Raw genomic sequence first — 25,943 nt, 5'->3', positions numbered from 1 at the left:
TTTACTCAGCTCAGGTTTATTATGCAATTCGTCGTCAAGCTATTCCCGGAAATCACCATCAAGAGTAAGCCCGTTCGAAAGCAGCTTATCGCAAAGCTTCGCACTAATATTACGCGATCGCTTAAATTGATTGATCGCAGTGTGGTGGTTAAGAGCACCTGGGATAAATTAGATATCTTTACTGAAGTCGATGAGGTCAAGGGGCGCGAGATGATCGATGTTCTCGCGCACATCGCCGGCATCGCCAATTTCATTGTCGTTAAGGAATACGAATTCGTTGACCTGGACGATACCATTGAGAAGGTCGCTGAGGTCAACAGAGAGCGGCTGCGCGATAAAACCTTTGTGGTCCGAGTAAAACGCGTGGGCACCCATGATTTCAATTCCCATGAAGCGGAACAGAAGATCGGTGGCGGGCTGCTGGCTAAGCTAGACACTGCTGGGGTGGATCTCCACAGGCCGAATGAAACGGTTCGAGTAGAAATTCGTAAGCGGCGTTTATTTGTGGTGGAACAGGTTATTCAGGGGCTTGGTGGCTACCCAATTGGCGGTTTGGACCCTGTTCTCAGCTTAATATCTGGTGGATTTGACTCTACCGTTTCTACCTACCTAACCATGAAACGTGGTATGCCGACTCACTTTTGCTTCTTCAATTTGGGCGGCAGAGCTCATGAAATCGCAGTGAAAGAGGTTGCCTACTACCTCTGGGAACGCTTCGGTTCTTCCTATCGAGTCCGTTTCGTAAGCATCCCATTTGAGGGCGTTGTGGATGAGCTCCTGGCCAATGTCAATAACCGCTACATGGGCATGATTCTAAAGCGAATGATGCTGCGGGCAGCGGCGGAAGTGGCGGAACAACTCGAGATTGAGGCGCTCGTCACTGGCGAATCGGTTGCTCAGGTAAGTTCTCAAACCCTACGCAATCTTTCCGTCATTGATCAAGTTACCAATATGTTAGTACTTCGTCCGTTGGCGACTATGGATAAAACTGAAATCATTCGCACCTCGGCGCACATAGGTACCGAGGAGTTCTCTAAGTCAATTCCCGAGTACTGTGGGGTGATTTCAGTTAATCCAACCACTAGAGCCAGAATGCACAAGGTTGAAATTGAGGAAGATCGATTCAATTTTGACGTACTGAAGGACGCCGTAGCGTCTGCGCGGAACGTGGGCATTGAATCCGTGGTCCATGATGTACTGGAGGGCTACGAGGAAGCGGCTGAGGTTGATCACGTAGAAATAAATGAAGTTATTATTGATATTCGTCATCCGGATGAAGTGGATCTGCGTCCAGTTGACCTCGGAGAAGGACACCTAGAGATACCCTTCTATGAGCTTTCGGCTAAGTTCATGGAACTTGATAGTAACCAGCGTTACTTGCTTTACTGTGACCGTGGTGTCATGAGTGGGCTCCATGCCCAGCAGCTGTTAGCCGACGGCTATGAAAATGTAGCAGTCTATCGCCCCACTAAGCATTGAGTATGAATTCCTGCTGCATCGCCAATTGGGCGATGCCACAACCCTCTGTCCCGCGTTAGTTATGTACCTTCAGGCGATTCGGGTTGTCCTACTTCCAAGTCTTCTTCCGGAGCAAGATCCGACGGTATTGCCTTAACGGTTACCCCATCAATCATCAGTGATACAGGCTCATCGATATGCCTTACTGGCAGCTCATCGACGTTGGTCTGAACCGTAGAGCTTATTGTGGGTGTTTCGATCTCAAGTGCAGGTGAGGGAACATAGGTTTCAGGGAGTTCGGGCGCTATCGAAGGGAATTGTAATCGGTAGACGCCAAAGCCAGTTGGACTGACATCAAGATAGCGAGCAGTTAAGTTCGCGTTCGTGCTGACGTAATGTTGGAAGCGAGGGTCAGCATGGGTTGCAAAGCCGGCGTTAAGTTGAAAGAACGACGGCACCGCTGCGAACCGCCAATGTGGATTAGCAGTCACGGAGACTCCCGAAGAACCCGCTGTTTCAAAGGTTTTGATTAACTGTTCCTGCAGAGAGTTTGCGGAGCGATGAATCCGTTCGATTTCAACGTTAGGGAAGGTACGCTCAATTCGTGCGAGCTGGCTATCCTCTAAAACCACGAGTACACCTGCTAAGGAAAATAACGCTTCGTCAGTAGTCGACACTTGAACTCGGTGCTCAAAGTTAGAGAAGGTACTGCAGTCACTGCTGTAACGTTGTGGCTTCGATAGATCTATCTCGTACTCCAAGCCGCTAATGTCGACGAAGTTTTCCGCTGCGAACTCAGAGCTAAGCAGTGGCTGTGCATCGTCACGCGCTCTGCTGAGTTGCTGGTATTGCCCCGCAGAACACTCGAGTAGTTCTGTCACTAAGGCCGGTGGAACTCGAACGATATTAAGTCTTCCGCTATGTGGAAAGATACTTGCAGCTTGGCGGTAGGTGACGACACCAGTCGGGATCCAGGTGTAAGCTTCGGGGTTATTGCCGCTATCGCCGATCAGTGGCGGGGAGGCGATAGATAACAGAGGTGTTGAGTTGGTGATGCCGAGTTGTTCAGTGGCATAATTAACTTGAACTTGATGCAGGAGTTGGGTGGCTGTATCCGTTTTCAGTTGCGCCAATAAACTACTTAAAGGTTGATTGGTGCGGCCAACAGGACGATTAGCAAAGTGGCGAGTCTGTTGATGGGCGTCGTCGAGACGAACGCTGAGGCCTTTGTACTCAACAACGTTGCGCCCCGTTCTTTGAACGTAACGCAATTCTACTGTAGAGCGTCCTACGGTCCAACTTTCTTGGTCTTTCCGTAGCCATAGATCTATCACTCCCACCTGCTTCGCTGCACTTTGTGTAGAGACTGCTGGAGTTCCGAAGATTTTTCCATAAGTAGAATCTACGCGATAGGGTGTTTGCAGATCCGGATCTGGAAAATTGCCATTGGGTTGATTGAATATGATGGCATCAACTAGAGGCTCCCTCGCCAAAGATTCAATAGTATTGCGGTGGTTAGGCAGATTGGAATCTCTTGCAGCCAGTGAAGTATGAGCCATCACTATCACGATATCTGCTCCAGCCGCCTTCAACTTGGGTAATTCTTCACGGGCCGAGGCGACGATTGATCGTGCTTCTATGCGGCGTCGTAGCGAACTATTTTTTCGAAGTTGTGCTGGGTCGGTAAAGCCTATGTAGCCAATGTTAATGGTATGGGTGCGGCCCATAATGTCACGCACTGCCATGGTTTCAATATACCAGGGATTAACAAGATGCGGACCACGTTGCCCGTTGACGCCGCGTCGATAGAGGTTGGCGCTAACTATGGGAAGGTTGCTCAGCGCGACTGCCTGCATAACGTTATCCAGGCCGTAATAGAAATCGGCTTCGCCTAACGTGGCAGCGTTGAATTCAAGATGACTTAGTGCTCGGTAAGCGGGGTGGCCGCCACTCGATTGATCGAAGGTTTGTTGAGCGGCCCACGCCGCCAACGGACTCCCCTTGAGTAGGTCTCCGGTATCAACGGTAACATTATTGTCTGATCCACTCCTCGCCATTCGGATAAGGGTCGCAGCGCGGTCTAAGCCAAATTCATCCGTAGCTTGATCAGCAATATAATCGTACGACAAGATTCGACCGTTTACATCGCCAGTGGTGATAATTCTCAGCTGTACCGGGGTGGCAAAGGCTTCGAACGATAATAAAAGCAGGCTGATTAGGGCAATGCGAGACAAACTAGTTTTCCAATATAAGTGAGTGGTTAGGCTATTTACACGAGTATTAAAATGCGGAGTTTGAATATCTTGAACTGCGATTCATCTCATGGTGTGAACTGTATCACATTTTACCCGTTATTGATAAGACCGCCACGTTGCTGAAAGGTTTCTGGGCATAAGTACTTTCCATAGCAAGTGATTGTTTTTGGCACTGGGTTTTCAAGGATTTATAGTTTCTAGCACCATTAGTCTCAGGCCTCGTCACAGCACTCACGCCTGGTAGCGTAATCCGAGTAATCCAGCGCAAGAGTCACGCTTAAACGCTGGACCAAAAGCTGCTTAAACTTCCCGCTAATTAGCTGTTTACCGGACTGTTCGTGGGAGCTTTTTCCTGGTAGCTAATGCGAATATTGAAAATTCCGTAGACGATAGCGATAATTGGGTTGAGCAGGCAAAAGAAGCAGAATAGGAGATATTCTAGCGTCGGCACGCCTAGCGTTCCTGCCATAAATACGCCACATGCCCCCCACGGTACTAATGGTGAGGTGACGGTGCCGCCATCCTCTAGCGTGCGTGTTAGGTTTTCCGGTTGTAATCCTCGTTTCTCATATTCGTCTTTCCACATTTGCCCAGGGAGAACTAACGATAGATATTGATCTCCGGTCAGCATATTTACCGTCACTGAGGTGCCGATAGTAGTGGCAATTAGCGATCCAGTTCCGCGAATGATGGTGCGCAGTTTATTCAATAAATATTCGATATACCCCGTAGCACTCAGCGTTGCCGATAACATCATTGAACAGAGTACCAGCCACACCATAAATACCATGGATTCCATACCGCCGCGCGACAGTAAGTCATCGAGCTCGCTAACACCCGTCTCAATGAGGAAACCATCGTAAATAACCTTCCAGAGCGTCATCAGCATGGAGCCATCGGCGCCGTAGAGTAGGGTGATAGTGCGAAGTATGAGTTCATATTGGGTCATAAAGCTCACCACAACTGACAGGCCTACTCCGGCTGAGATTGCTAGCAGGGCAGGTTGCTGCTTATAGCTCATATAGAGCAGCGCAATAATCGGAAGGGTGTTAACCACACTGAGGTTAAATTGTTGGTCTAAGGTAGTTTGCATTAGGGCAATCTTATCGCCCAAGTCAGCGGGTAGTTCTGACGCAAGTCCGATTATAAAGAACGCTATCAAGCTGATCAAAAAGCTGGGTCCTGAGACCCATATCATATGTTTAATATGGACAAAGAGGTCGGCACCGCCGATAGCGGAAGCAAGATTGGTCGTTTCGGACAATGGTGACATTTTGTCGCCAAAGTAGGCGCCGGAAATAATCGCCCCAGCCGCGATAGGTAGAGAGAGGTCAAAGCCCATCGCGACCCCGATAAGCGCCACGCCAATAGTTGCCGCTGTGGTCCAGGAACTGCCAGTACAAAGCGCGACAACGGCGGTGAGAAGACATGCCAGCGGATAGAAGAACGTGGGTGAAAGCATTCCTAAACCATAATAGAGCAGAGTAGGCACTGCGCCTGAGATCATTAACCCAGCGATGAGACAGCCCACGGCTAAAAATATGATGAGAGGCATTACAGCGCGACCAACAGTGGCTACAATGGTATCTTCAATATCATCCCAGCTCAGACCGTTCTTTACCCCAATTAAGCCGGTACAGATGGCGCTGAAAAAGAGGGCTACTTGGGTAGCACCCAAGAGCGAATCGGCACCAAAGGTGGCAATGGCACCTCCGATGAAAAAGATGATCAGCAACGTGATGATAAGTGCGTCCCACCCGTTGACTATTTTTCTTGGCATAGCAGTTTCCTTTTAGTTGGTTTTAGTCAACCATACTTGCCAACAATAATCGAGCGCGCAGAGGACATTCGCAGGTCTCGTGAAGCTGGGCGTGATGTAAACGTAATAATTTTGATAGATAAGGAGTAACGCATGACGCAAAATTGCGGTCAGGCGATGGTGAAACTACTGGAGAACTACGGTGTAGATACCGTTTTCGGCATTCCAGGTGTTCATAATTTAGAACTTTATCGAGGGCTAGCGGAGTCACCTATTCGCCATGTTTTAGCCCGTCATGAGCAAGGGGCGGGTTTTATGGCTGATGGCTATGCCCGAGCAACCGGAAGAGTGGGTGTAGCATTTGTTATTACAGGTCCGGGCGTTAGCAACATCGCTACGGCAATAGGACAAGCCTTCTCTGATTCAATTCCTATGCTAGTGGTTTCTAGCGTTAACGAATCTTGGAGCTTGGGCAAGGGGGCTGGAAGGCTCCACGAGTCAAAGGATCAATTAGATTTTACACGCCCCGTCACGGCCCTCTCCGCGAGAGCATCGTCGGTTGCCGAGGCAGAGCAACTTATTCATCAAGCCTTTGCTATTTTTGCTTCGCAGCGACCACGCCCCGTTCATATTGAAGTTCCGTTGGATATCTTAGGGCAGCCGGCGGGGGAGCTATGGCGGCCGAAGGAATTACCTGTTCGACCCGCTAAGCTATCCCAACTTGATGCGGCGGTAGCACGCTTAAACCAAGCAAAGAATCCAATGATTATTGCCGGCGGCGGCTGCGTCGACGCGGCGGCTGAATTACAGCAACTCGCAGAGCAACTCGGTGCGCCAGTATTCACTTCGGTAGCGGGTAAAGGTCTCCTGCCTAGTCATCACCCACTGTTAGCGGGCTCGTTACTCTGTGTTGAACCCGGCTGGAAAATGATTGCTGAGGCAGACTGTGTTATCGCTGTGGGTACGGAGCTAGCGGATACCGATTTCTGGTGCGATCGTATCGAAATAAGTGAGAATCTTGTTCGTATTGATCTGGATTCACAGAAGATGACCGGTATTTATCCCGCAAAAATCCCGCTCGTCGCTGATGCTAAAGCCACGCTGGGTGAGTTAAACCAGCAGATAGTCGCGCGAGCAAGTGCGAATGCCGAGGAACGGGTGAAACAACTGAAGGCGGCGCTGCAAAACAATTTGCCGCGAATGTATCAATCTCATCAGCAGGTGCTATCTGCTATCCGTGAAGGACTATCTGCTGCCACAGTTATGGCGACTGACATGACTCAGTTGGCTTACTCTGGCAATATTTTTTACCCCGTCGATCAGCCTAAGAAATGGCTTCATCCCACCGGCTACGGAACGCTAGGCTATGCACTTCCAAGCGCCATTGGGGCAGCCATTGGTGCTAAGTTACCGGCAGCGGTACTAGTAGGCGATGGCGGTTTGCAATATACCATTAACGAACTGGCCACCGCCGCAGAATACCTTAGCGAACAGAGCTTCGTTGTGCTGATGTGGAACAATAGCCGTTTGGGACAAATATGGGACGATATGGAGCTGAGAGATATTGAACCCGTAGCTGTAGCGATGCATAACCCTAATTTCGAATTGCTTGCCCAGGGCTACCACTTTGCTTATCGAAAACTCACTCAAATTAGCGAGATAGCCCCAGCACTTGAGGAGCTTCAGAGCAAGTCCGGCTGTTGGTTTGTTGAATTGGATGCCACTAGCCTGGAGCAGCGTGACTCATGAAGTTCTCTAGTTTAACTCAGCGTATTGCCTCTGAAGGTGCTGCGGCGTGGGATATCCACTACCGGGCGATGGCTCGTCAAAGTGCCGGCGAGGATATCATTGTCCTCTCCGTCGGCGATCCAGACGTCGATACGCCAGATGTCATCAAGGCCGCCGCGATTGATTCAATTAATGCCAATGAGTCTCACTACACGGATTGTCAGGGTGAAGTGGATCTGCGCACGATGATCGCGCAGTGGGAGTCAGAGCGGCGCCATAGCAACATCACAGCAGCGCAAGTTGTGGTGCAAGCGGGAGCGCAGTGTGGCCTGTTTAGCGTTGCACAATGTCTGTTTGAACCGGGCGATAATGTCATTATTCCGGAGCCAATGTATATCACCTATGAGGCGGTATTTCGGGCGGCTCAAACTGAGATTCGTGGCACTGCACTGAAGGCTGAAAATAACTGGGCCATTGATATCGAGGATATCAAAGCCAAGATTGATGAACACACCCGTGCCATTGTGATTAACACACCTAATAATCCTACGGGAGCCATTCTTTCTGCATCCGATTGGCAACAGCTTGCGGAGCTCGCTGTCGCCAACAGGATATGGCTAATCGTAGATGAAGTTTATAGTGAGCTGATCTACGAGGGGACGCATCAGCTTCCGCTTAAGGTGGAGGGGATAGATCAGTGCCTCATTACCATCAATTCGCTTTCGAAATCGCATGCGATGACCGGCTGGCGGCTTGGTTGGGTAACTGGTCCTGTAAAGCTAGTGGAGCACCTTAGTAACTTGGCGCTCTGTATGCTCTATGGTATGCCGATGTTCGTTCAGCGAGCAGCTCAAGCGGCTTTTCGTGACCATCAGAGCATTACCGAGACGATGCGGGACACCTATCGCGCTCGGAGAGATGTAGCCGTGAATACCTTGCGCGCTGCAGGCGTTCCGTTAGCCTTTGTCCCTCCGGCTGGTATGTTTCTGATGTTAGATATTCGGCCAACGGGTTTGACCGCCGAACGTTTTGCCGAAGAATTACTGGCGGCTGAGGGTGTATCGGTATTAGTTGGCGATGCCTTTGGTGTCTCAGCTTCCGGCTTCGTCCGTTTGAGCTTCTGCGTGTCGCGTAGCGATATGGCAATAGCTATTCAACGTTTGAGTCGTTTTTACCTTAAGCAAACAGAAACTTAGCAGTGCGGCCAAATCTCGATTAGGCTTAGCGAACACTTCAGGGAGTTTTCACATGCCAAACCAACGGCAGCTACCAGCGCTAAATTGGCCGCTGATTGCGTTACTCGGATTTATTTCCGCGCTCACACCGTTGGCAATTGATATGTACTTGCCTGCGCTCCCGCAAATTGGCTTGGCGTTTGACGCGTCGGCTACCCAAGTTCAGCAAACGCTTACTTTATTCTCCGTGGGTTTTGCGCTGGGGCAGTTAGTTGTCGGCCCTATCTCCGATAGCGTCGGCCGCAGAAGGGTGATGCTGGTCGGTTCGATACTTTTTGCCATTACCGCTATGTTGTGCGCGCGCGCCGAAACCATCAGTGAGCTTAATGTTTGGCGCTCGCTTCAAGGAGTAGCGGGTGCGGCGTCTGGGGTGATGATTTCGGCCATTGTGAAGGATATGTTCGAGCAGGATGATTTCTCTCGAATGATGAGTTTCATTGTTCTGGTCATGACGTTAGCCCCGTTGGTAGCGCCACTGATTGGTGGGTATGTTGCGCTGTGGTTTGGCTGGCGAGGGATCTTTTGGTCGCTTGCCGTACTGGGTTTGGCGGCTTGTATATTAGTGATGCTATTCATCCCAGAGACGTTGGCTAAGGAGTACCGTCAGCCACTTGCTATAGGTAGATCCCTGCGTAACTACCGAAAAATCTTCGCCGATCCCGTTAGCCTTGCACTAATGTGTGCAGGAGCCTTTAGTTTCGCCTGCCTATTTTCCTTCCTAATTTCGGGATCTTACGTCTACATTGAGCTCTATGATATTGAGATTGATAAAGTGGGCTATCTCTTTGCCTTTAACGTGGTTGCGCTGATGGTTCTTACCTTTATCAACGGCCGGTTCGTGGGTAGAAAGGGTGCTCCGCATATGTTGCGCTGGGGGCTTTATGTTCAGTTCCTGGGTGCAATGCTGATGGTGCCCGCTATTTTTATTGATGACGTTATCTGGCTGGTGGTCATACCCTGCATGGTGATTATTGGAGCTACCACGATGGTGGGCTCTAATTTGATGGCGAAGTTACTACAGCGCCACTCAACCATGGCGGGTACGGCATCTTCGGTAGTGGGGAGTTTTCGTTTTGGGGTAGGGGCTTTAATTGGTTCAGCGTCAACCATACTGCCCTTTAATGTTCAAACCAATATGGCGCTAACCATTGTAGTCAGCGCAGCAGCCTCGATGTTTTGCTATCGCCTTCACCGAGGTTTTAAAATTCGCCACGGCTAGTAACGGCCTTAGTTAATAAACTTCACAATTGACGTGTCTGAGTCGCGACTTTCGTTAGCGGCTTCCAAATCCTGCAGATACTTGGCCCACCGCTTATCGAAATTCTCAGCCAACTCTCGTAAATAGATCCAGCTATAAAGTCCTGTATCATGGCCGTCATCAAAGAATATCTGTACCGCATAGTGACCAGAGGGAGCGAGTTTGCTGATGGCTACATCGCGTTTCCCCACCTGTAATACCTCGTTCTGTCCGCCGTGACCTCGGACCTCAGCCGACGGAGAGCAAACCCGTAGATATTCTGCCGAGAGCGTAAACGACGCATCGAGCCAAGTGAGCTCGAGCGTCTTTGAGCGGCGATGATGAATGACTTTTTGAGGCGCTGTCATCCTAGATACTCCCTCGTTATAGAATGAAGCGACTGAGGTCTTCGTTGTTGGAGACTTCGCCTAAGGCACTATCTACAAAGTCAGGCGTAATTTCAATGTGGTCGCCATCGCGATCTGAAGCTTCAAAGCTGATCTCTTCAAGCAGCCGCTCCATAACCGTTTGCAGGCGACGGGCGCCAATATTCTCCGTGGTATCGTTAACCTTCCAAGACACCTCTGCAATCCGTTTAACGGCAGGTTCGGTGAACGCGACTTCCACGCCCTCAGTCGCCAACAGTGCCTTATACTGTTCAACAAGTGATGCCTTCGGTTCGGTCAGAATACGCTCAAAATCTTCCGGCGTTAGCGCGCGAAGCTCTACGCGAATGGGAAGTCTGCCCTGCAGTTCAGGAATCATGTCTGACGGCTTCGAAAGGTGGAATGCACCCGAAGCGATAAAGAGGATATGATCCGTCTTGATCGTGCCGTATTTCGTGGTCACGGTGCAGCCTTCAATAAGCGGAAGGAGATCGCGCTGAACACCTTCGCGAGAGACGTCGGTACCGCCGCCCTCAGAACGCTTGGCGACCTTGTCGATCTCGTCGATAAAAACGATTCCGTTCTGTTCCGCAGCATGAATGGCTTTGGCCTTTATTTCCTCGTCGTTGACGAGCCTTACCGCTTCTTCGTCAATAACTTGTTTGAGCGCTTGCTTAACCGTTAACCGACGTTTCTTCAAGCGGTCAGAGCCCATGTTACTAAACATGTTTTGTAATTGGCTTGCCATGTCTTCCATGCCAGGAGGCGTCATAATTTCTACGCCCATTGGAACGGAAGCAACGTCGATTTCGATTTCCTTATCATCAAGCTCACCCTGGCGAAGCTTTTTGCGAAATAGCTGACGCGTGGTGGAATCACTTTCATTTTCATTGCTATTTCGAGCCGGTGGCAACAACACATCTAGAATGCGATCTTCCGCAGCGTCTTCAGCACGATGGCGAACCTTCTGAACTTCAGTTTCGCGGAGCAGTTTGATGGAGGTCTCCACTAAATCTCGAATAATCGATTCAACGTCTCTGCCAACGTAGCCCACTTCAGTAAATTTGGTTGCTTCGACCTTGATAAAGGGAGCATTGGCTAGCTTCGCTAAACGGCGTGCGATCTCTGTTTTACCTACACCGGTTGGGCCAATCATTAGGATATTCTTGGGCGTCACTTCGGCACGGAGTTCTTCATCTAGTTGCATTCGGCGCCAGCGATTCCGTAGGGCAACGGCGACTGCGCGCTTCGCATCCTTTTGGCCAACAATGTGGCGGTCCAACTCGTGAACGATTTCTCTTGGGGTCATCGATGACATAGTAAACCTTAGCGTTTTGAGTCGAGTGTTTCGACAGTGAAATTGTGATTTGTGTAGATACAGACATCGCCTGCAATCGTTAGTGACTTCGTCACTACGTCTTCCGCGCTTAGCTCAGTATTATCCAACAGCGCTCGCGCGGCTGACTGGGCGAACGAGCCGCCAGAGCCAATGGCAATGAGATCGTCTTCGGGCTGAACTACGTCGCCATTACCAGTAATAATTAAGCTATCGTTTTCGTCAGCAACGGCGAGTAGCGCCTCAAGTTTGCGGAGCATTTTATCGGTCCGCCAATCTTTGGCGAGTTCAACCGCTGCCCGAACGAGATGACCTTGGTAGAGTTCCAGCTTAGCTTCGAAGCGTTCGAACAGGGTGAAGGCATCCGCGGTACCACCGGCGAAGCCGGCAATAACTTTACCGTTGTAAAGGCGACGAACCTTACGGGCATTCCCCTTCATGATGGTGTTACCCAGCGTGACCTGACCGTCGCCGCCAATGACGACTTTACCGTTTCTTCTTACCGATAGAATGGTGGTGCCTCGATATTGTTCCAACGTCATATTCCTTACAAAATTGAGTCGTGTTTTATTTGATATGGGGGTGCTTTCGAATATTTCAATGGCTCATCAACAACGGTGTGAGTCATTTATGCCTAAGCTACCCATGCCAATGAAGCGCTATCATTGGCCAGCAGCACTCACGTTCGAGCATAGCTGAAGAGAGGACGTTATTGGCTATCTTCTTTCGGGCGTTTGAATACGAGCGGTGTCATGCCACGCTCGATAAGTTGACGGCGTGCTTCATCCATGGGGCCATATTGCTCAAACGGTCCCACCATGATGCGATGCCAGGGATTTCCTTCGGCGTCATTCACCGTCCGGATCGACGCATTAAGACCGGCAAGTAATAATTCAACGCGGGCGCGCTCAGCGTCTTCGCTTCGGCGGAAGGATGCCGCCTGAAGATTGTAGAAAAAGTCCTGTGGGCCGGCATTTCGTTGGCCCGGCTCAGCATCAACAACCACTTCTTCATTCGGTAAGCTATCGTAGAATTCGTACTCAATTTCTACCGGTGCTTCCGCAACGGTCACATCGGCCTCGGAGCTCGATACGTCCGCTGATGTTTCGGTGACCGAGGGCTCGCTAATAAATGAAGGTTTTGGGAGTTGGCTTAACCAGTAGATACCTGCAAATAAAACACCAGCGCCTATCAGTCCGCCAATAATCTTTGGCATAGGGCTCGCAAGCTTGCGTTGATCGGCCTTTCTTTTGGCGCCACGCTGTGATTTCCGTTTATTCTTTTTAGCGACCATGATTGCAGGGATTACTCTTATAGTTAGGTCTGTAGTCTGAAGCTTTAGCATACCGATAAAAGGAGGGAGTGTTAAGACGAAAGCTGAGAATAAGTTCGAAGTTTTGAGACGGCGTTGGGACGCCGCCTCAAGGATACTTACATCTGCTCTGGAGCAGAGACACCCAATAGGTCTAGACCGTTAGCAATGACGACTTTACAAGCCATGACCAAGGCAAGGCGAGCATCGCGAACGTGCTGATCGTCGATGATCATTTTGTGCGCGTTATAGTAGGTGTGGAACTCACCCGCCAATTCTCTTAGGTAATTGGCAATCGTGTGCGGTTCAAGACGTTGCGCAGCATTATTGACTACTTCGGGGAATTGAGAGAGACGCTTCATAAGTTGGTTCTCAGCATCTTCGCCCAGGGCATCGAGCTTTGTTAGGGCGTCGCTTTGATCCCAGCTTTCGCCTAGTTCGGCTAGCTTACGCATCACCGCGCAGCAGCGTGCGTGGGCGTATTGGATGTAGTACACCGGGTTGTCATTTGACTGGGCAGTAGCCAAATCAATATCAAAGGTGAGCTGCGACGTTGCCGAGCGCGCAGCGAGGAAATAGCGCGTAGCATCGCGGCCAACTTCTTCAACGAGATCACTCACGGTGACATAGCTGCCGGCACGTTTAGAGAGTTTAACTTCCTCACCACCGCGCATTACGGTCACCATTTGATGAAGCACATATTCCGGCCAGCCCTTAGGAATACCTACATCTAAGGCCTGAAGTCCGGCGCGAACACGAGTGATGGTACTGTGATGATCGGCGCCCTGTTCATTCACGACACGCTTAAAGCCGCGCTGCCACTTGTTGTGGTGGTAGGCCACGTCGGGAACGAAGTAGGTGTAGCCGCCTTCACGCTTACGCATCACACGATCTTTGTCATCGCCGAAGTCAGTGGTTCGCAGCCAGAGTGCGCCGCCGTCTTCATAGGTGAAGCCGCTATCGATAAGCGTTTGAACAGTCGCCTCAACTGAGCCGCTTTCGTACAGCGAAGACTCTAGGAAGTAGATGTCGAAGTTAACACCGAAAGCCTTTAAATCTTGATCCTGTTCGCGGCGCAGGTAGGCTACGGCGAAATCACGGATAGCATCGAGGTCATCAACGTTGCGATTGGCGGTAACAGCTTTATCGGCAGCCGTGACGGTGTCGCCCTGCATAAATGAGTTAGCCACATCGATAATGTACTGTCCCTGATAACCGTCAGCAGGCCAGCTTGCATCATCTGGACCAAGGTCCTTGGCGCGGGCTTGGACGCTGAGTGCAAGGTTATTAATCTGCTGGCCAGCGTCGTTATAGTAGAATTCAGCGGTGACTTCATGGCCAGTCGCTTTCAGAAGTCGGCAGAGGCAATCGCCAATTGCAGCACCACGACCATGGCCCACGTGCAGTGGTCCGGTTGGGTTAGCCGAGACGAATTCGACCTGAACTGGGGTACCTTCAGCGCTGTTATTGTGGCCAAAGTTCGCACCAGCCGCCAAGACATCATTGATCACTGATTGGGCTGAATCGGCGCTGAGGAAGAAGTTTAAAAACCCCGGCCCAGCAATCTCAACCTTACTGATCTTAGCGGATTGTGGCAGCGCATCGATGACCATCTGCGCGATGGCGCGCGGATTGGATTTGGCTGGCTTTGCTAGCGTCATAGCAACGTTAGTTGCGAAGTCTCCATGACTCTTGTCTTTGGTGTGATCGACATTGAAATTGGGGCTAAGATCAGCAGGCAATTGACCGCTGGTCTGCATGTTAACTAAAGCCTGTTGGATGAGATCACTGATATGCTGTTTCATAGAGTCCTGTGGTACGTAAGTGCTGACGTTTAAAACGGTGAATTATCGTTGTATTTTAGCCGTCTAACAAGGACTCGTGGTGAAAATCTTTGGTATTTGCAGGGATTTACCCTTGTTTTCTAATTACTGTCCTGCGGGTCAATGTCAATTGACCATCGCAAGCCACCTACGAGCTTACTTTTTCTAAGTAGCTCATCGAGTGCTTGCATGGCGTTATGAAGCCCGCTGCGATGGGTTGCGAAGAACCATAACTGGCCGCGTTGGCGGCCATTACGCATCGCGAGCGGCGCGGGCATAGGACCCTGGCACTGGAGCGTTCCGTGTTGAATGGCATTGGCACAGAAATTTCGCGCCAAGGAGAGACATTGATCAACCTGATGTTGATGAGGGTGATCTGCCCGCAATAGCGCGGCAGCACTAAAGGGCGGTTGACCAAAGCGCTGTCGTTCTGCCAGTAGCATCGATGAATACACGCGATAGGGCTGCGAGAGCAGAGTTTGCAATAGTGGGTGATCGGGCAGTGTGGTTTGCACCAATACCTGTCCAGCGAGAGCGGCTCGCCCAGCTCTGCCCATCACCTGAGTAAGTAATTGTCCCGTGCGTTCTGGGGCGCGAAAATCAGCAGCGTAGAGCCCGCTGTCAATATCGAGAACAATAACCAATGTTACCCGTTCGAAGTGATGTCCCTTGGCTAGCATCTGGGTGCCAACTAGAATGCAGGGCTCGCCGTTATTGACGCGATCGAGGTTTTCGGCAAGCTGTTGAGCGCTCCGGGTGGTGTCTCGATCAACCCGGATAGTTGGCGTTTCCGGAAATAATTCACCTAACCGCTCCTCGATACGCTCGGTACCTTCGCCCACGCGATCTAACTGCTGGCTAAAACAGTGCGGGCAGCGGTGAGCGATTGGCTGTGCAACGTCGCAGTGATGGCACACTAGCTGTTGGTGACGCTGGTGAACCGTGAAGTGACGTGTACAGGAGGGGCAGTCCGCTATCCAGCCACAGTGCTGACACATTAGCGCCGGAGAATAGCCGCGGCGATTGATAAAGATGAGCGCCTGCTCGCCGCGAGCGAGGCACGCAGAGACTGCGTCCAACGCAGCAGCTGTTAAGCCCGTGTCGCGAGAGGATTGCCGTGTATCGACCAGTTCGACTTGCGGCTTTGCCGCGCCGCCAGCTCGAGCGGAGAGTTCAAGCCGCTGATAGGCAGCACGCTCGGCATTGGCGAGCGACTCTAGGGACGGTGTGGCTGATCCCAAAATGACGGGGCAGTTAGCGTGTTTCGCGCGAACAATAGCTAGGTCGCGAGCGTTATAATGAAAACCGTCCTGTTGCTTATAGGATAAGTCGTGCTCCTCATCGACCACAATTAGCCCCAGCTTCGGAATGGGGGCAAAGATAGCAGAACGAGTACCGATAATAATTCTGGCTAAACCATCGGCGGCACTTACCCAGTCTTCGCAGCGTGCACCCCTTGCCAGTCCCGAATGCAGTACGGCAATGCGAGTGGCGAATCGGGCACTGAAACGCTCCAGAGTTTGCGGGGTGAGGGCAATCTCGGGAACCAGCACTAACGCTTGCTGACCTTGAGCCAAGCAATGCTCAATAGTTCGCAGGTAAACCTCGGTTTTGCCGGATCCAGTGATCCCGTCAATCAACCAAGGTTTAAAACCTTCGCTGCGGGTAATCGCGTCAATGGCTAATTGCTGCTCGGAATTTGGCGTCGGTGGCGCTTGGGTCAGTTTCCAGGGTGTCTCAGCACCGGTGTGGTCATACTCAACGACAATCTTTAATTCTAATAGGCGTTTCAAGGTGGCTTTAGAAACCTTTGCTTCACGGAGCTGCAACCATTCCATGGGGCCCGATTTTAGCGCCTCGATACAGCGTTGTTGCTGGACACCCTTTACCGATGCATCAGTCTCTGCAAGTTGGAACCAGTCAGCCCGATAATCCGATAGCGCGCGGCCATCACGAAGATTTTTAGGCAGGGCACTATCAATGACATCGCCAAGTGGAGCAAGATAGTAGCGAGCCGTGAAGTTAACTAACTGCCACCAACGCGCATTACCAAGCGGCACGTCATCGATTATGTCGATAACCGCCTTGAGTTCGCCTTCATGGGTAGTATCAGTATCTTCAACCACGGTGCCAACTAGCTCGCGATTCGAGAACGGCACTCGCACGCGACAACCTGGAAGTACAGGTTCACTGCTCCGGTAGTGAAAATTTCTTTTCAGGGGGACGGGCAACGCCACGGCAACGATATGTGCGCTCAAAGTTGATTTCACCTATCAGTAAATATTGTTGGCCAAGTTTTAGGCTCAGTGACTTAGTATACGCATTTGTAACCACATTAAATACGTTTGGCAATTATCAATTCTTCTGTTAGGATGCGCGCTCAAATTTCATTGACTTGGTGCGGTGCTTGACGAGAGATCAAGTGGCGGCACATAACGAGGTTCATCATGCAAAACGATATTCACCCAGCATACGATTCAGTTGTTGCAACCTGTTCTTGCGGCAACAAGGTAGAGACTAAGTCAACTATCGGTAAAGATTTCCACATCGACGTTTGTTCAAAGTGCCACCCATTCTACACGGGTAAGCAGAAGGTTCTTGATGCAGGCGGTCGTGTTGATCGTTTCAAACAGCGTTTTGGCGGTCGTTCTTACAAGTAAGACACCCTACGTTGAAAAAAGAGCGCTCTCTGAGCGCTTTTTTTTGCATTTAAAGTGACTGGTTGGTCACGATATTTTGACTACCATTACTAAAGTGCATAGTTACTATTGATTATTTGAACCCTCAATGAGTTCATCATTTGTTATATTGGTTAGCACTCCACATACCTTTCTTAGGCATACGACATGACAGACGAAAAGCAAGCTGCGTTAGATTACCATCAGTACCCAACTCCGGGAAAAATTAGTATTGAACTGACTACTTCAGCTGAAACTCAGCGCGACCTGGCGCTAGCCTATAGCCCTGGCGTTGCTGAACCTGTCAAGGCGATTGCTGAAGACCCAGAAGCGGCCTATCGCTATACCGGTAAGGGCAATTTGGTCGCGGTCATTTCTACGGGAAGTGCCATTCTCGGCTTGGGTAACTTGGGTCCACTGGCATCGAAGCCGGTCATGGAAGGAAAGGCATTACTGTTTAAGCGCTTTGCAAACATAGATTCTGTCGATATTGAAATTGATGCCTCAGATCCGCAGGAGATCATCGATACGGTAGTGCGCATCGCTGGCACCTTCGGCGGGATTAACCTGGAAGATATTAAGGCGCCGGAGTGTTTCGAGATTGAAAAAGCTTGCATCGAGGCCTGTGATATTCCGGTATTCCATGACGATCAACACGGAACTGCGATTGTGACCGTAGCGGGTATGTTGAGTGCGTTAGAAGTACAAGGTAAGCGCATTGAAGAAGTAAAGATGGTGTGTCTAGGCGCGGGCTCTGCAGCCATTGCCTGTACTAATCTACTTATTTCAGCGGGCTTGAAGCGTGACAACGTGTTCATGCTAGATCGCGGTGGTGTGATTCAAACCGAGCGTTATGACCTGAACGAATATAAGCAAGCTTTTGCCATCGATACAGATCGCCGTACCTTGGATGATGCGATTGACGGTGCTGACATCTTCCTTGGCCTTTCTGGGGCGAACCTCTTAACCGAAGCTCAGATGAAGAAGATGGCACCAAACCCCATTGTCTTCGCTTGTTCAAACCCTGATCCCGAGATTGACCCAGCGGTAGCAAAAGCCGTAAGACCTGACGTTATTATGGCAACGGGTCGCTCTGACTTTCCGAATCAGGTCAATAACGTTTTAGGCTTCCCATATATCTTCCGTGGTGCGCTCGATGTTCGCGCCCGTGAAATTAATGAGGAAATGAAGTTGGCGGCAGCTCACGCTATCGCAGCGCTGACTAATGAGCCAGTTCCTGAAGAAGTATTGAAAGCCTGTGGCGTGGATAGTTTAACGAAAGGTCCTGATTATATTATCCCTAAACCTATGGATGCTCGTCTTTTGACCGTCGTGTCGGATGCGGTCGCGAAGGCGGCGATTAAAACCGGTGCAGCTCGCTTACCCTATCCCGCTCACTACCCGCTATAACAGGGTATTAATTAGTCGTTCTAGTGTTAGCTCTACTTAACTAGGACGACTAAAGCTCACTTTTCTCCGCTTTTCAGCAGTCGTTATTCTTCATCTCATTCCCTAATCTAGTTCCTCGTCTTCTTGAGGGGGTTCTATGAACAACATCTTTCGCCAGCAAGCTATTGAAGCTAGAGATTCGCATTTCTGCGCACAGATTAATTACCGTAACCCATGGCGATTAGAGCTAGCAGTGGTCAGCGTAGTGATTGTTTTTATCCTTCTGCTGATCATCTTTTCGATCTGGCGATTCCCCGATTATCGATCGTTTCCCGCTTTGGTCTTTGCGGCACATCCCCCCATTGAAATTCGCAGTGATGCCAATGCCTATATTAGTAAATTATCCATTGCCCCTGGCGATCAGGTTAACCAGGGGCAAGTGTTGGCGGAGCTTCGCTCGTGGAAGGTTGGACAGGCGGGTCTCTCGGTGGTCAGAGAACAACAGAACGCTTTAGTTACCGAGATTCACGATGACTTAGCCCAGCTGGAACTTCAACGCCAAGCTCGACTTAGGCAATGGTCTACAACGCAAGCCCAAATCACTCAGCTGAATAGGCTGTTAGCCGACATGGCGAGACTACGAGATCTTCGCGCCGATGAACATCAAAGAATCAAAGCTCGCTATCGCTCTGCACAAACACTGAGTGAGAAAGGATGGTTAGCGAACGCGAGTTTAGATCACGAGAAGGGCCGGTTAGACACGGCGGAGATTCAACTCATCGAGAGCGTTGGTAACCTGCTAAATCATTATCAACAGCTTGAAGCTTTGCATCAACGTCAGTGGTTGCTCGTTGAACAGCAGGATCGTGATCAACTTACTTTTCAATCGCGACAGCGTGAATTACATCAGCAGATCTTTGCGCTGGAACATAATGATCACCTTAGCGTTGTTGCCCCGGAGGATGGGGTAGTGGATTGGGTGCCAGTCCGCGAGGGGGAAAGGGTTGATAGCCAAGCACTGCTTTTTAGCTTAGCGCCGGGTCATAAAGACTATCGTGTGAAGTTTATTCTGTCCGCCGATGAACGTTATCGGGTACTACTTTCAACGCCTATTAGGTTACGTTTGGGTGGTCAACGGGGCAGACAATTGGGCTTGATTGATGCAACGTTGATCAACCTTGCCTCGTCCTCAATCACTACTGAAAGTGGTCAAGGGTATTGGGCCGAAGCCACCATCAGCGCTGATAGCCAAGCCGCGTCGTATTTGGTGGATGGCTTGCCAGTAACCGTTGACGTTGAGCTTACTCAGGCAACTTTGCTGGAACGAGCCTGGCAACATCTGCCGCTTGAGCGGGTGAATCTATGAAGGTTTTTCTTCAGGCGGGTATGTCAGAGTGCGGTTTGGCTTCACTAGCGATGATTGCCAATCACTATGACGCTAGGGTAACCCTTGGGTCGATGCGGCGAAGGTTCTCTGGTTTTCAATCGGGCATGACGCTCATCCAGCTTTCGGAAACTGCGCAACAACTGGGATTCCGCTGTCGAGCACTGCGACTGTCCAAGGGTCAACTTAGTGAGTTAACACTGCCCTGTATTATTCATTGGGGTTTCAATCATTTTGTAGTACTCGAAAACGCCAACCGGAACGGTATCGACATCGTTGACCCAGCGGTCGGTCGCCGGCGTTGTGATTGGGATGAGGTGGGTGAGCAGTTTACCGGTGTTGCGTTGGAGTGTTCGGCGGATAGCTCGGTACGTCTCTCATTACCAACAGGCGGCGAATCTATTCGAAAATGGGTGAAGCTAGGTGGCAGTTTTAATCGTGCATTAGTTTGGTTGATTGCTCTCAGTATTTCGTCGCAGCTGTTAATGCTGACAGCTCCCTATTACATTCAGTTGCTAATCGACCGAGGCATAATGATGGGCGACACCCGCTTGATGTCGCTACTACTCGTCGCGTTCTCATTACTTCTGTTGGTCCGTGTCGCCCTTCAGTACACGCGTGATTGGCTCCTAGCTAACATTGATAATAGCTTGTACAAGTCTCTGTCTTGGCAACTCTTCCGGCACTTACTGACGGTGCCCGTTGATTTCTTCCGCCAACGTAATATTGGCGATCTAATCTCTCGGTTTGAATCTATTCGCGAGTTACGTGGCGCGTTTAGCCAACTGCTGGTGCCTTTGGGGATTGCGCTGAGTTTTTCGCTATTACTTTGCCTCGTCTTGTTTTTCTATTCGATTATTTTAGCGCTCATAAGCTGTGCCATTAGCCTGGCGCTGATTGCCATCCGCTGGTGGCATTACGCCAGTGTGCGAGCCCTTCAACAGCGCTCTGTCATCGCCGCAGCCGAGGAGCATTCGCAGCGGGTAGAAATGTTGCGCAGCATGGTCTCCATTCAATCATTGAGTATGGAATCGTCATTTCTACAGCGTTGGAATACTGCTCAGGAAAAGTCCGCGAATCTCAGCTATCAGGCGGGTATGAAACTACTCAGGGCGAATCAATTACAGTTGCTGATCATCACCTTAGAAGGGCTAATTCTAAGTTTTATGGGTGCTCATCTGGTGCTTGAGGGAGCATGGACGATTGGCCATATGGTTGCCTATGTGAGTTATCGAGGTCTGTTCTTTGAACGTATTAATACGGTGGTGGATAAAGTATGCCAACTCCGGGTGATGGGACTTCATCTCGATCGCATCGATGACCTGGTTGAGGCGCAACCCAAGCAGCTTAAAACGCTGCTGCGAGACGGCTCTGGAAATCTCAGTATGCATGACATCGCCTACCGCATTGCTCAGGGCTCTAACGCGCTGTTCGAGCGGGTGGAGCTACACGTAGAAGGCGGTCAGATGATTGTTATCACCGGTCCATCAGGGGTTGGTAAGTCGACATTGATGGCCATTATTGGCGGCCACCTGCGCGCTGCTAGTGGCGTAGTATTCATTCATGGAGAGGAGGTTGGCTACGGCCTAGGAGTGGATATTCGACCTTACGTCGCGCAAGTGTTACAGGACGATAGGCTGTTATCGGGCACGCTGCTGGAGAATATCAGCAGCTTTGCCAACCAAGTGGATGAGGGTGCGCTGGAGCGTGCGCTGAATAGCTGTGGTATTCATGACTTGCTAGCGCAATTGCCAATGGGCTTACAAACTATTGTGGGGGATCTTGATACGGCCCTTTCGCAGGGGCAGATTCAACGTATTCTGCTAGCCCGAGCCATCTACCAAAAACCCAAAATACTACTGCTAGACGAAGCGACCAGTCATTTAGATGATGCCGCCGAAGCTCAGGTTCTCGCCAATATTAAGTTACTGCGCATCACCGTGGTGTCCATCGCTCATCGTCGAGCGGCGATTATCGCGGCTGATTCGATTTATGAATTAACAGCCACCGGATTGGTGGATGTGAGCAAATTGATGCAGGGTGCATCAGTCCCGGTCTGAGGTTCAGACAAAGCAAAGGAGTGCAATATGACTGAGTTATCTATCAGTGAAATGCAAGAAGTGAGTGGTGGTGAACCACCACGATCAATCGTTTACATCGAACTGCCAAACGGCGTCCGACCAGACTTTGAAATGTTTGGCTGGACCCCTGAGGAACTTGTCTTTGATCAACGCGCCACGGGAGGTGCTTAGTAATGGAATTACTCAATACAGAACAACAGCAGGAAGTAAGTGGTGGTATCTTTATTAATCCCGTAACGGTAATGCTAGCCGTGCGCTTGGTGACTTATGCCTCACCGTATGTGGTGTCGGCGGCGGCTGCCACCGCCACCGCAGTAGGCAGTGCGGTAGGCGGCTACCTAGCTTCTGATGGAGGCGAGTGAAATGCGCGAGCTGACATTGAAGGAACAAACTGAAGTGGACGGCGGAGGTGTCATCCTAATTGTGGGAGGGGCCTTTCTTGCGGGCGTAGCCCTGGGCTATATTGCGGAGAAGACGAGTCAATTCTTAGATGGCTTGAATGACCCAGCGCCTGCTCCCGAACCTAAAACCGAAGCGCCGCAACCGGCTTAATTCTGAAGGAGTAACCGTAACACTGGGCTTGCCCAGTGTTACCTTAGAGCAAGGATTAAGATCAGCTCGAGCAATAAAACGATTGCTGGTATTAGTTTTAGATTAAGTATTACTATTAGGCCAAAAAGTAGAACTAGAGATGGAAGTCATCCACCGTTAGCAGGGAGCTACAATGACAAGAGAAACGCTGAATCAACTCGTCAGTTTCAAAGAGCCTGTAAGTTTAACCATTGCCACGGCAGCCTCATCGATGTTTGCAGGATTCTTTGTGACGTTATTTACCTGGAAGGCCTGGTTGTTAATTGTGGCGAGCTACCAGTTGCTAGTGTGGTTGTATCCAGCGAACCGCGAGAATGGCCCGGTGACACCACGGGTGGGTGTGCAATACCTTGTTGCTATGGGGGCAGCGGGAAGCCTTTACGCGTTACTTAGTCCACACTTGCATGCGTTTTTGGCGGGGTTTATCTGGCTCAGTGCAATACTCTTTGCGATCTATTATTTTCGCGTACCTAAGGTCTATCGGTAGCCTGAGATTACTCTCGTCAAGCTACCAATAATACCAGCGAGCGCCTTAGAAAAGCACTCGACAGCGAATGGTATGATCAACGGTCGACAATTTGTCTAGCGCTTTCGACCCCTGCCCATGCTCCACATCAACCACCACATAACCAATATCTTCAGCAGTCTGGAGATACTGACCAGTAATGTTTACGCCATTAGTCGATAACACTTCGGTTATCGCAGCTAATACGCCTGGAACGTTCTTGTGAACGTGAAGGATACGGTGGCTAGTATTGTGCTCTGGCAGGGCAACCTCAGGGAAATTGACGGCGCTGGTAGTCGTGCCGTTGTCGCTATACTTAGCAAACTTCAGCGCCACCTCAATACCAATATTTTCCTGAGCTTCTTGGGTAGAGCCACCCACGTGCGGAGTGAGAATCACGTTGTCGATCCCCCGCAATGGCGACTCGAAGGTTTCGCTGTTTGAACGCGGTTCTACTGGGAAAACATCAATTGCAGCGCCGCCCAAATGTTCAGATTTCAGTGCGGCGACTAGATCCTCAATAACCACTACCGTGCCGCGAGCGGCATTGATGAAGATTGAGCCGGGTTTCATCTTAGCGAACTGTGCGGCACCAAACATGTCTTGTGTTGCTGACGTCTCGGGAACATGCAGGGTGACGATATCACTCTCACTTAACAGATCATCTAGTGACTCTGCCTGTTCTGCATTCCCTAACGGCAATTTTGTTACCACATCGTGGAACTTCACTTTCATTCCCAGTGACTCGGCCAGGACCGATAGCTGGCTACCAATTGAGCCATAACCCACAACACCCAGCGTCTTGCCGCGAACTTCCCAGGACTTGGCGGCAGACTTCTGCCACTCACCGCGATGCGCTTTCATGCTCTTCTCTGGCACACCGCGCGCTAACATAATGGCTTCGGCGAGAACCAACTCGGCCACGCTACGCGTGTTGGAATAGGGTGCGTTGAACACGGGAATACCATGGCGTCGGGCTGCGGGTAGGTCAACTTGGTTGGTACCAATACAGAAACAACCAATGGCAATGAGCTTGTCAGCGGCAGCGATCACCCGTTCAGTCAATTGTGTTCTAGATCGAACCCCTACGAAATGTACGCCCTTTAGCTTTTCAATCAGCGAATCTTCGTCCAGGGAGCCACTCAGCGCCTCGATTTCGTTGTAGCCTGCCGAATTTAGGGTGGCAATAGCCGAGGGGTGAACACCCTCTAACAACAAAAACTTAATACGATTCTTCTCGAGTGACATACTAGCCATGGGTTACCTCTTTTTAATGTATTAAAACGGTGATATTTGCCTTGCCGATAAAGTGAGCTCACTTTAATCTAGCGGTCATCAATACTTACTAGCTACAGAGAGCCAGCCACGTGAATTTAAGCTTGCCGCAAATCGAGGCGTTACGCCAAATCCTAGGTGACACTAATGTACTGCTTGATGAGGCTGATTTACAGCACTTCGGCGGCGATTGGTGTAGGCAATATTCACCAAAGCCAAGTGCCATTGCGTTGCCAACCACCACCGAACAGGTTCAAGCCATTGTTCGCTGGGCAAATGCCGAGCAGGTAGCTTTGGTTCCTTCGGGGGGCAGAACGGGCTTGAGCGGCGGGGCTACGGCCTTGAATGGCGAGCTTGTGCTCTCACTGGAGAAGATGAACAAGCTAATAGCTACGGATGTTGCTAGCTCTACGGTCACTGTTGAGTCAGGTATGGTAACCGCCCAGCTACAGCAGCATGCAGAGGAGTTAGGGCTGTTCTACCCGGTAGATTTTGCGTCGTCTGGCAGCTCGCAAATTGGTGGGAATATCGCTACCAACGCTGGCGGCATTAAAGTCATTCGCTACGGGATGACCCGCGATTGGGTTGCTGGATTAAAGGTAGTTACTGGGTCTGGCGAACTGTTAGAGCTCAACAAAGGGTTGCTAAAAAACAATACTGGCTATGACCTTCGCCATTTATTCGTAGGCTCAGAAGGTACGTTGGGAATTATTACCGAAGCGACTATTCGTCTCACTGCGCCTCCCAAGCCGGCAACTGTGCTGGTGCTGGCTGTAAATGAAATGACGGATCTCATGTCGGTACTCGCCAGCTTCCAACAGCAGACCTCAGTGAACGCCTTTGAGTTCTTCTCCCACAATGCCCTGGAGGCGAATCTCGCTCATTCAGGCGAAGCTCAGCCGCTGGCCGAAGCCGCCCCCTACTATGCCTTAGTGGAAGTGGAAACAGCTACCGAGGCTGAGATAGAGGCAACGTTAGCTTGCTTTGAACACTGCCTGATTGAGGGCTGGGTGCTGGACGGGGTGATGAGTCAGTCTGAACAGCAGGCGTCATCACTCTGGCGGCTGCGCGAGGGAATCTCTGAAAGCATCGCACCGCGAATGCCCTACAAAAATGACTTGAGTGTATCGGTTTCTAAGGTGCCGGCATTCTTGGCTAAAGTTGACAGCATTGTGGCGGAGCATTACCCGGATTTTGAAGTGTGTTGGTTTGGTCATATTGGCGACGGTAATCTTCATCTGAACATTTTGAAGCCCGAAGAACTATTGATTGAAGACTTCATGGAGCAATGCAAAGCGGTCAGTGCGCTAATCTTTGACGAAATTGCTGCGATGGGCGGCTCGGTGTCAGCGGAGCACGGCGTCGGCCTGCTTAAGAAACATGCCTTAAGCTATAGCCGTTCCGATGAAGAAGTTCGTCTGATGAAACAAATGCGCCAGGTATTTGATCCAGCGGGAATACTCAATCCAGGTAAACTGTTTGATTAAGGCTATGTACATCTCGTTATGAGC

Annotated in this window: 22 protein-coding genes; 13 read left to right on the top strand and 9 right to left on the bottom strand. The window is 50.5% G+C overall.

Features of this window, described 5'->3' with window-relative positions; translation table 11 throughout:
* Positions 1-21 precede the first annotated feature (21 nt).
* Positions 22-1,479, top strand: coding sequence for a tRNA uracil 4-sulfurtransferase ThiI (thiI, locus tag Q0698_RS08910; protein ID WP_298635894.1), 1,458 nt, complete (start codon positions 22-24; stop codon positions 1,477-1,479).
* Positions 1,480-1,538: 59 nt separating this feature from the next.
* Here thiI and Q0698_RS08905 read toward each other — a convergent pair whose 3' ends face one another.
* Together Q0698_RS08905 and nhaC are read right to left on the bottom strand one after the other, a co-directional pair.
* Positions 1,539-3,692, bottom strand: coding sequence for a 5'-nucleotidase C-terminal domain-containing protein (locus tag Q0698_RS08905; RefSeq protein WP_298635892.1), 2,154 nt, complete (start codon positions 3,690-3,692; stop codon positions 1,539-1,541).
* A 337-nt stretch (positions 3,693-4,029) separates the two neighbouring features.
* Positions 4,030-5,493, bottom strand: coding sequence for a Na+/H+ antiporter NhaC (gene nhaC, locus Q0698_RS08900; RefSeq protein WP_298635891.1), 1,464 nt, complete (start codon positions 5,491-5,493; stop codon positions 4,030-4,032).
* A 132-nt stretch (positions 5,494-5,625) separates the two neighbouring features.
* Between nhaC and Q0698_RS08895 the strand changes: the two genes are divergently transcribed.
* Genes Q0698_RS08895 through Q0698_RS08885 form a run of 3 tightly spaced genes read left to right on the top strand, consistent with a single transcriptional unit; the run spans position 5,626 to position 9,654 of the window.
* The gene (locus Q0698_RS08895; protein WP_298635890.1) at positions 5,626-7,221 is read left to right on the top strand and encodes a 5-guanidino-2-oxopentanoate decarboxylase; all 1,596 of its coding nucleotides are present in this window, start codon (positions 5,626-5,628) and stop codon (positions 7,219-7,221) included.
* Positions 7,218-8,396: a pyridoxal phosphate-dependent aminotransferase gene (locus tag Q0698_RS08890; protein ID WP_298635888.1), complete on the top strand. Its 1,179-nt coding sequence runs from the start codon at positions 7,218-7,220 to the stop codon at positions 8,394-8,396. The genes Q0698_RS08895 and Q0698_RS08890 overlap by 4 nt, the downstream gene beginning before the upstream one ends.
* Positions 8,397-8,448: 52 nt before the next feature.
* Positions 8,449-9,654 carry a Bcr/CflA family multidrug efflux MFS transporter gene (locus Q0698_RS08885; RefSeq protein WP_298635886.1) on the top strand — a complete coding sequence of 402 codons (1,206 nt, stop codon included), beginning with the start codon at positions 8,449-8,451 and terminating at the stop codon, positions 9,652-9,654.
* A gap of 8 nt (positions 9,655-9,662) precedes the next feature.
* Here the strand turns inward: Q0698_RS08885 and Q0698_RS08880 are convergent, their stop codons facing one another.
* The 6 genes from Q0698_RS08880 to Q0698_RS08855 form a co-directional block, all read right to left on the bottom strand.
* Entirely contained in the window at positions 9,663-10,040 is a 378-nt protein-coding gene (locus Q0698_RS08880; protein ID WP_298635884.1) for a DUF971 domain-containing protein, read from the bottom strand.
* 16 nt (positions 10,041-10,056) lie between these two features.
* Positions 10,057-11,376, bottom strand: coding sequence for an HslU--HslV peptidase ATPase subunit (hslU, locus tag Q0698_RS08875; RefSeq protein ID WP_298635882.1), 1,320 nt, complete (start codon positions 11,374-11,376; stop codon positions 10,057-10,059).
* An 8-nt stretch (positions 11,377-11,384) separates the two neighbouring features.
* Positions 11,385-11,930, bottom strand: a complete 546-nt coding sequence (gene hslV / locus Q0698_RS08870) for an ATP-dependent protease subunit HslV (RefSeq protein WP_298635880.1) — start codon at positions 11,928-11,930, stop codon at positions 11,385-11,387.
* A gap of 173 nt (positions 11,931-12,103) precedes the next feature.
* Positions 12,104-12,610 (bottom strand): SPOR domain-containing protein, encoded by a 507-nt coding sequence (locus Q0698_RS08865; RefSeq protein WP_298635878.1) that lies wholly within the window; start codon positions 12,608-12,610, stop codon positions 12,104-12,106.
* A 215-nt stretch (positions 12,611-12,825) separates the two neighbouring features.
* The gene (gene argS, locus Q0698_RS08860) at positions 12,826-14,511 is read right to left on the bottom strand and encodes an arginine--tRNA ligase (protein WP_298635877.1); all 1,686 of its coding nucleotides are present in this window, start codon (positions 14,509-14,511) and stop codon (positions 12,826-12,828) included.
* A gap of 119 nt (positions 14,512-14,630) precedes the next feature.
* Entirely contained in the window at positions 14,631-16,787 is a 2,157-nt protein-coding gene (locus Q0698_RS08855) for a primosomal protein N' (RefSeq protein ID WP_298635875.1), read from the bottom strand.
* Between the two features lie 189 nt (positions 16,788-16,976).
* Between Q0698_RS08855 and rpmE the strand changes: the two genes are divergently transcribed.
* The 8 genes from rpmE to Q0698_RS08815 all read left to right on the top strand — a co-directional run bounded on the left by rpmE (position 16,977) and on the right by Q0698_RS08815 (position 23,139).
* On the top strand, positions 16,977-17,189 hold the full coding sequence (gene rpmE, locus Q0698_RS08850) for a 50S ribosomal protein L31 (protein ID WP_121876917.1): 213 nt from the start codon (positions 16,977-16,979) through the stop codon (positions 17,187-17,189).
* 186 nt (positions 17,190-17,375) lie between these two features.
* Positions 17,376-18,617, top strand: coding sequence for a malic enzyme-like NAD(P)-binding protein (locus tag Q0698_RS08845; RefSeq protein ID WP_298635873.1), 1,242 nt, complete (start codon positions 17,376-17,378; stop codon positions 18,615-18,617).
* A gap of 136 nt (positions 18,618-18,753) precedes the next feature.
* Complete coding sequence (locus Q0698_RS08840; protein WP_298635871.1) at positions 18,754-19,962, top strand: HlyD family efflux transporter periplasmic adaptor subunit; 1,209 nt, start codon at positions 18,754-18,756, stop codon at positions 19,960-19,962.
* Entirely contained in the window at positions 19,959-22,040 is a 2,082-nt protein-coding gene (locus tag Q0698_RS08835) for a peptidase domain-containing ABC transporter (RefSeq protein WP_298635869.1), read from the top strand. Before Q0698_RS08840 ends, Q0698_RS08835 begins: the two co-directional genes overlap by 4 nt.
* Positions 22,041-22,067: 27 nt before the next feature.
* Entirely contained in the window at positions 22,068-22,232 is a 165-nt protein-coding gene (locus Q0698_RS08830; protein WP_298635867.1) for a bacteriocin, read from the top strand.
* Positions 22,233-22,234: 2 nt separating this feature from the next.
* Positions 22,235-22,423 carry a hypothetical protein gene (locus Q0698_RS08825; RefSeq protein WP_298635866.1) on the top strand — a complete coding sequence of 63 codons (189 nt, stop codon included), beginning with the start codon at positions 22,235-22,237 and terminating at the stop codon, positions 22,421-22,423.
* A 1-nt stretch (position 22,424) separates the two neighbouring features.
* Entirely contained in the window at positions 22,425-22,613 is a 189-nt protein-coding gene (locus Q0698_RS08820; RefSeq protein WP_298635864.1) for a hypothetical protein, read from the top strand.
* A 172-nt stretch (positions 22,614-22,785) separates the two neighbouring features.
* Complete coding sequence (locus tag Q0698_RS08815) at positions 22,786-23,139, top strand: hypothetical protein (protein ID WP_298635863.1); 354 nt, start codon at positions 22,786-22,788, stop codon at positions 23,137-23,139.
* Positions 23,140-23,184: 45 nt separating this feature from the next.
* On the opposite strand, the gene serA is transcribed toward Q0698_RS08815, so the two are convergent.
* Positions 23,185-24,414, bottom strand: a complete 1,230-nt coding sequence (gene serA / locus Q0698_RS08810; RefSeq protein WP_298635862.1) for a phosphoglycerate dehydrogenase — start codon at positions 24,412-24,414, stop codon at positions 23,185-23,187.
* Between the two features lie 110 nt (positions 24,415-24,524).
* Here serA and Q0698_RS08805 point away from each other — a divergent pair, with 110 nt between their 5' ends.
* Positions 24,525-25,919 carry an FAD-binding oxidoreductase gene (locus Q0698_RS08805; protein ID WP_298635860.1) on the top strand — a complete coding sequence of 465 codons (1,395 nt, stop codon included), beginning with the start codon at positions 24,525-24,527 and terminating at the stop codon, positions 25,917-25,919.
* Positions 25,920-25,943 lie beyond the last annotated feature (24 nt).

It is taken from the genome of uncultured Umboniibacter sp. (assembly GCF_947497555.1).
Taxonomy (GTDB): domain Bacteria; phylum Pseudomonadota; class Gammaproteobacteria; order Pseudomonadales; family DSM-25080; genus Umboniibacter.
The sequence above is the reverse complement of the archived record's forward strand: the minus strand, read 5'-3'. Positions and strand labels throughout refer to the sequence as shown.

Bases quoted from the DNA above. Each gene is read 5' to 3' on its own strand.
- Q0698_RS08845 (WP_298635873.1), top strand. From the start codon at position 17,376: ATGACAGACGAAAAGCAAGCTGCGTTAGATTACCATCAGTACCCAACT.
- Q0698_RS08865 (WP_298635878.1), bottom strand. From the start codon at position 12,610: ATGCCAAAGATTATTGGCGGACTGATAGGCGCTGGTGTTTTATTTGCA.
- thiI (WP_298635894.1), top strand. From the start codon at position 22: ATGCAATTCGTCGTCAAGCTATTCCCGGAAATCACCATCAAGAGTAAG.
- Q0698_RS08840 (WP_298635871.1), top strand. From the start codon at position 18,754: ATGAACAACATCTTTCGCCAGCAAGCTATTGAAGCTAGAGATTCGCAT.
- Q0698_RS08885 (WP_298635886.1), top strand. From the start codon at position 8,449: ATGCCAAACCAACGGCAGCTACCAGCGCTAAATTGGCCGCTGATTGCG.
- Q0698_RS08830 (WP_298635867.1), top strand. From the start codon at position 22,068: ATGACTGAGTTATCTATCAGTGAAATGCAAGAAGTGAGTGGTGGTGAA.
- Q0698_RS08895 (WP_298635890.1), top strand. From the start codon at position 5,626: ATGACGCAAAATTGCGGTCAGGCGATGGTGAAACTACTGGAGAACTAC.
- Q0698_RS08820 (WP_298635864.1), top strand. From the start codon at position 22,425: ATGCGCGAGCTGACATTGAAGGAACAAACTGAAGTGGACGGCGGAGGT.
- argS (WP_298635877.1), bottom strand. From the start codon at position 14,511: ATGAAACAGCATATCAGTGATCTCATCCAACAGGCTTTAGTTAACATG.
- Q0698_RS08890 (WP_298635888.1), top strand. From the start codon at position 7,218: ATGAAGTTCTCTAGTTTAACTCAGCGTATTGCCTCTGAAGGTGCTGCG.
- nhaC (WP_298635891.1), bottom strand. From the start codon at position 5,493: ATGCCAAGAAAAATAGTCAACGGGTGGGACGCACTTATCATCACGTTG.
- Q0698_RS08825 (WP_298635866.1), top strand. From the start codon at position 22,235: ATGGAATTACTCAATACAGAACAACAGCAGGAAGTAAGTGGTGGTATC.
- rpmE (WP_121876917.1), top strand. From the start codon at position 16,977: ATGCAAAACGATATTCACCCAGCATACGATTCAGTTGTTGCAACCTGT.
- Q0698_RS08815 (WP_298635863.1), top strand. From the start codon at position 22,786: ATGACAAGAGAAACGCTGAATCAACTCGTCAGTTTCAAAGAGCCTGTA.
- Q0698_RS08880 (WP_298635884.1), bottom strand. From the start codon at position 10,040: ATGACAGCGCCTCAAAAAGTCATTCATCATCGCCGCTCAAAGACGCTC.
- serA (WP_298635862.1), bottom strand. From the start codon at position 24,414: ATGGCTAGTATGTCACTCGAGAAGAATCGTATTAAGTTTTTGTTGTTA.
- hslU (WP_298635882.1), bottom strand. From the start codon at position 11,376: ATGTCATCGATGACCCCAAGAGAAATCGTTCACGAGTTGGACCGCCAC.
- Q0698_RS08835 (WP_298635869.1), top strand. From the start codon at position 19,959: ATGAAGGTTTTTCTTCAGGCGGGTATGTCAGAGTGCGGTTTGGCTTCA.